This window comes from Corallococcus sp. AB049A (assembly GCF_003668885.1).
Lineage (GTDB): Bacteria > Myxococcota > Myxococcia > Myxococcales > Myxococcaceae > Corallococcus > Corallococcus interemptor.
Window position 1 is genome coordinate 1 of record NZ_RAWL01000706.1, and the last position, 2,366, is coordinate 2,366.

Sequence of the window (2,366 nt, forward strand, 5' to 3'; positions counted from 1 at the left end):
GTTATAGGCGGCGCCCATCCTCGGGGGCTTCACTCTGGACGCACACGGCGGCTATCTCGTTCGACTCGACACCTTCTCCGGGTTGGCGCTGGTGCGTCTGGCCCGGGAGGCCCTGTCGATGGACAGCGTGCCGGCCGCCACGGCGCTGCGCGTCACCATCAACCGCCGCCGCAAGGTGGTGCGCCTGGCCTTCCTGGGGCCCTTCTCCCAGGGCCGGCAGGGCGCCCACTGGTACGCGGCGCACCACGCGCTGGCCCGCCTGCTGTCCGCCGCCGCCAACGCCACCGTGCACGCGTACGTCTACGACGCGGACGAGGGCGAGGAAGTGATTGCCTACGGCAACGGCCGCCGGGTGGGCGGGGAGAAGGTGGTGTACGAGGACGCGGAGCTGCCGTGCCCCCTGGAGGAGCTGGATGACGCGGCCTTCGCCCGGCTCCAGTCCCGCTGGCCCATGGGGCACCTGGCGTACGTCTTCGGCCTGACCCGGGACGAGCTCCTGGACATCCCCCACGCCCGGCTGTCCCGCGTGCTGCCCCTGGAGGGCACGGCCGCCGGCTCCGAGGCGGACGCGATGGCCGCCCTGGAGGCGCTGCTCCTGGGCCCCTCGCTGCCCCGCGCGGAGACGGACGCGGGCTGAAGGCCGACGGGCGGGCCTCTCAAGGCGCCGCGCCGCGTCAGCCCCGGCTCAATCAAGGGTCCTCGGTGGGCCCGTCGAGCGTGACGATGGCGTCGCGCACGCCCTCGCTGCGGAAGTACTGGGCAATCACGGCGAAGCCTCCGGCGACGATGACCGTGGGCACCACCGCGCCAAAGGTCATCAGGGACGGGACGAGCGCGTGGAGCTGCTCGGCGGCGTCCGCCGCCTGGAACTCCGGCAGGCCCTTGAGCCCTTCAATCATGGCCTGGCTGGTGTTCCGGGCCACCACCGCCGCCTGGGCGCCGTCGATGGTGCGCATCAGCGCGGCGAAGATGCCCGCGCCGCCCAGCACCTGACGGAAGCCGTTCCTCGGGATGCCGTCCGGGGAGCGCAGCATGCGGCTGGAGGCGAAGAAGAGCAGGGTGCAGGCCACCGACAGCCCGGTCAGCACCAGGGCGCGCGACTCGCGCATGGGGGAGAGCGCGGACAGCTGCGCCTCCATGATCGCCCGGGTGACGGCGGGGTCCCTGCCCAGGAGGGGCAGGGAGGGGGCGTGCTCGCGCTGCGCCTCGCGGTACGCCTCGAAGTTCATCATGGTGGAGGCTTCGTTGCAGGCGATGAAGCCCGTCACGGAGGACAGCACCAGGCACAGCGCCGCGGCGACGCGGACGCCCCGGGGCAGCGCCCCCGAGCGGGTGACTTCACGAGGCTTCACTTCCGGCTTGCCTCCACGTAGCGCATGCGCAGGTCGGACAGGAGGTTCTCCACGAGCTTCTCCTCCTCGGCGGTGAGGTTGCCGCGCGTCTTCTCACGCAGCATCGCCAGGAGGTCCAGGTTCTGCCGGGCCGAAGGCAGGTCCTTCTCCATGCGGCCCGTCTCCGGGTTCGGCGCCCCACCCAGGTGGATGAGGATGGCGGAACCCAGTCCGACGATGAAGGTGCTGAACGACAGGGACTCCTCGGAGGCGGGGCTCGCTTCCCCCGTCATCACGAAGGTCTCACCCCGCTTCTCCGAAGGGCTCATTCGGACGCCTTGTCCTCTTCGTCGGCCGGCTCGTCCGCGTCGTCCGACTCGTCGTCGTCGGAGGCGTCGTCGTCCGTGTCGTCCTCGTCCTCGTCCTCGTCATCGAAGTCGTCGTCGATGTCGCCGTCCATCTGCGTGTCGATGGGGACGGCCTTGTCGGCCACGTCCGGCAGCTCCTCGAGGTGCTTCTTGTACGCGTCCTCGTCCACCTGGCCGCTGCGCTGGTAGCGCTCGGCGGTGCGCTTGTCGAGGTGCTTCGGGTTGATGCCTTCAGCCATGATTCAAATCCTCGGAATTGCTTGGAAAACAGCGCGGCACCTTATAGCAGGAGGGCCGCCTGTCAACGCTGGTCTCCCCAGTCCCGGAAACCGATGAACGTCTCGCCCCGCCCTCTGCTTCCCCAAGGCCCGTACCTCCTGGTGGACGACAGCGTCCGTCCGGAGCTGTCCCTGGTGGACAAGGCCCGGCGCCTGCTGGAGGGCGGCGCACGGGTGCTCCAGCTGCGCATGAAGCACACCCCGCCCCGGGACGCGCTGGCCGCGGCCCGCGCGGTGGTGGCCCTGTGCCGGCGGGCAGGCGCGGTGTGCCTCGTCAACGACCGGGTGGACCTGGCGCTGCTGTCGGACGCGCACGGGGTGCACGTGGGGGATGAGGACCTGCCCCCGGAGGCGGCGCGGGAGCTGTTGGGCCCGGTCCGGTACGTGGG

The 2,366-nt window shown here is 71.1% G+C and carries 5 protein-coding genes; 2 read left to right on the forward strand and 3 right to left on the reverse strand.

Going from position 1 to position 2,366, the window contains the following annotated elements; genetic code table 11:
* The first annotated feature begins 91 nt into the window (after window positions 1-91).
* Window positions 92-637: a hypothetical protein gene (locus tag D7X55_RS38495; RefSeq protein WP_233610329.1), complete on the forward strand. Its 546-nt coding sequence runs from the start codon at window positions 92-94 to the stop codon at window positions 635-637.
* 52 nt (window positions 638-689) lie between these two features.
* Here the strand turns inward: D7X55_RS38495 and D7X55_RS38500 are convergent, their stop codons facing one another.
* The 3 genes from D7X55_RS38500 to D7X55_RS38510 are packed head-to-tail and all read right to left on the reverse strand — an operon-like array spanning window position 690 to window position 1,938.
* The gene (locus D7X55_RS38500) at window positions 690-1,352 is read right to left on the reverse strand and encodes a hypothetical protein (RefSeq protein ID WP_120548984.1); all 663 of its coding nucleotides are present in this window, start codon (window positions 1,350-1,352) and stop codon (window positions 690-692) included.
* On the reverse strand, window positions 1,349-1,660 hold the full coding sequence (locus D7X55_RS38505; protein ID WP_120548983.1) for a DUF1844 domain-containing protein: 312 nt from the start codon (window positions 1,658-1,660) through the stop codon (window positions 1,349-1,351). Before D7X55_RS38505 ends, D7X55_RS38500 begins: the two co-directional genes overlap by 4 nt.
* A complete protein-coding gene (locus D7X55_RS38510; RefSeq protein WP_121725631.1) occupies window positions 1,657-1,938 on the reverse strand; it encodes a hypothetical protein in 282 nt (93 codons plus the stop codon). Before D7X55_RS38510 ends, D7X55_RS38505 begins: the two co-directional genes overlap by 4 nt.
* A gap of 93 nt (window positions 1,939-2,031) precedes the next feature.
* On the opposite strand from D7X55_RS38510, the gene D7X55_RS38515 reads away from it, so the two are divergent.
* On the forward strand, window positions 2,032-2,366 hold a 335-nt coding region (locus D7X55_RS38515; RefSeq protein ID WP_199747330.1), incomplete at its 3' end, for a thiamine phosphate synthase.

Bases quoted from the DNA above. Each gene is read 5' to 3' on its own strand.
- D7X55_RS38505 (WP_120548983.1), bottom strand. From the start codon at position 1,660: ATGAGCCCTTCGGAGAAGCGGGGTGAGACCTTCGTGATGACGGGGGAA.
- D7X55_RS38510 (WP_121725631.1), bottom strand. From the start codon at position 1,938: ATGGCTGAAGGCATCAACCCGAAGCACCTCGACAAGCGCACCGCCGAG.